Genomic DNA, 1,855 nt, shown 5'->3' on the forward strand with positions numbered 1-1,855 from the left:
CGCGGTGGAATATACGTCCGAGCTCGAAGAGGTTGATTTCGAAAAACATGTCGACAAGGTGCATGAACCCGCGCCCAATGTGATGGATCAATGGGGCATTGGTACCGGAGGACCGCAGACCATGCCGAAAGCGGACGCCGATCCCTGCTTGTTCCAACCGGCGGAGGTCTGATCCTATGGCTCTTTTTGAGTATTTCCCCAATTATATCTGGAACCTATCGGTAGCCATTGCGATGGAAAGCGGCGGACAGATCGGCGAGATCATCGACATGTGCCAGCCGATCAAGGATGCGGCCGACAGCGGCGCGGATGCCGGCACACCGCAATTCATGAAGCAGTGGGCAGCAATGGGCGACAAATTGCTCGAACTGGCCGCTGAAGACGAAGCGAAAGGCCGCAATTTCTCAGCGTCGAACAAGCTGGAACGCGCATCACTTTATCTCGTCACGGCGGAACGGATGCAGGGGCATGGACATCCGGGCCGCACCGAGACATTCGCCAAAGCGCGCGATGCCTTTGATCGTTCGACCGCACTCGGCAAACTCAATCGCGAGCGGGTGGAAATTCCGCTCGAAACGGGCACCATGCCTGCGCTCTGGACCCGTGCTCCGGGCGAAGGGCGTAAGCCAGCCGTAGTGTTCTGCAACGGTCTCGACAGCAACAAGGAGCTTCTCTACTGGACGCGGCTGCCCGAAGAACTGGCGCGGCGCGGTATTTCAACGCTGTGCGTTGACCAGCCCGGTTCTGGCGAAGCGCTGAGGTTGCAAGGACTACCGGTCGATCCGCACAGTGAAAGCTGGGCCTCGAAAGCCGTCGATTGGCTAGAAACACAGGACAATGTCGATGCGTCAAAAATCGGTATGACAGGTATTTCGCTCGGCGGACATTTCGCGCCGCGTGCCGTTGCTTATGAGCCGCGTTTCGCCAGTGGTGCCGTATGGGGTGCCAATCACAACTGGCGCGAAGTGCAGGACAAACGCATGGAGCGCGAAGGGCAGAATCCCGTGCCCCATTATTGGGCGCATGTGCATTGGGCATTCGGTGCGAATAGTCAGGAAGATTTCCTCCAGAAATCGGACGATATGAACCTCAATGGCCATATGGACCGGATCAATGTCCCCTTCCTTGTCACCCATGGTGCCAATGACCGTCAGATCAGCGTCAATTATGCCGATGACCTCTACGATCAACTGGTTAACTCGCCGCGCCGCGAAAAGGTGATCTTCACCGCTCGCGAGGGCGGGGTTGAACATGTCGGAGCAGATAATATGGCCTATGGACGGGATCTTCTTTCCGACTGGTTTGCCGAAACGTTGGGCGGGAATGCCGGGTGAATTACATAACCGAAGCTCAAGTCCCGACCAACAATGCAAAAAGATATGCCACACAGCTCGGCAAACATTGGGCGCACAATCTCACTGTAGAAGAAAAGGGCGAGGCTTTTCTAATCACTTTTCCAAAAGATGCGCGCGGGGCGGACTGGCCCGGCGATGCGGTAGTGACTCTGGAACCGGCGGACGGCGGCTTGCTTTGCCACATCAAGGCGTCGGCGGAAGGCCAGCGCGATGGTTTGAAGGGCGCAGTTGAGAGGCATGTTGACCGCTTTGCTTTTCGCGAAGCGCCGCTGACTTATAAGTGGCAGGATAGCGAAGACTAAATAACTGACCCCATGAAGAGGGTTGCGAAAACCGGAGGGATGCAAGCATGACGGACACAGGTGTTGCAAACACAGCGCCCCAGGCTGGCACGCGGCAGGGTATCATCATATTAGCGGCATCGGTCATGCCGATCATGGCGATCATTTCTTTGGTCCCGGTTTTACCATTGCTAATGCGCGAATTCGGTCCCGTTGCGG

Annotated in this window: 2 protein-coding genes and 1 pseudogene; all 3 read left to right on the forward strand. The window is 56.7% G+C overall.

Annotated features, from left to right (window positions below):
- Nucleotides 1-172: pseudogene (locus tag WBM93_RS10140) on the forward strand (VOC family protein); the annotation flags it as partial.
- Nucleotides 173-176: 4 nt separating this feature from the next.
- The gene (locus WBM93_RS10145; RefSeq protein ID WP_424431496.1) at nucleotides 177-1,334 is read left to right on the forward strand and encodes an alpha/beta hydrolase family protein; all 1,158 of its coding nucleotides are present in this window, start codon (nucleotides 177-179) and stop codon (nucleotides 1,332-1,334) included.
- Entirely contained in the window at nucleotides 1,331-1,657 is a 327-nt protein-coding gene (locus WBM93_RS10150) for a DUF2218 domain-containing protein (RefSeq protein WP_424431498.1), read from the forward strand. Before WBM93_RS10145 ends, WBM93_RS10150 begins: the two co-directional genes overlap by 4 nt.
- Nucleotides 1,658-1,855: the final 198 nt, after the last annotated feature.

The sequence above is a fragment of the Parasphingorhabdus sp. genome (genome assembly GCF_049667325.1).
In the GTDB taxonomy this organism is placed as follows: Bacteria; Pseudomonadota; Alphaproteobacteria; order Sphingomonadales; family Sphingomonadaceae; genus Parasphingorhabdus.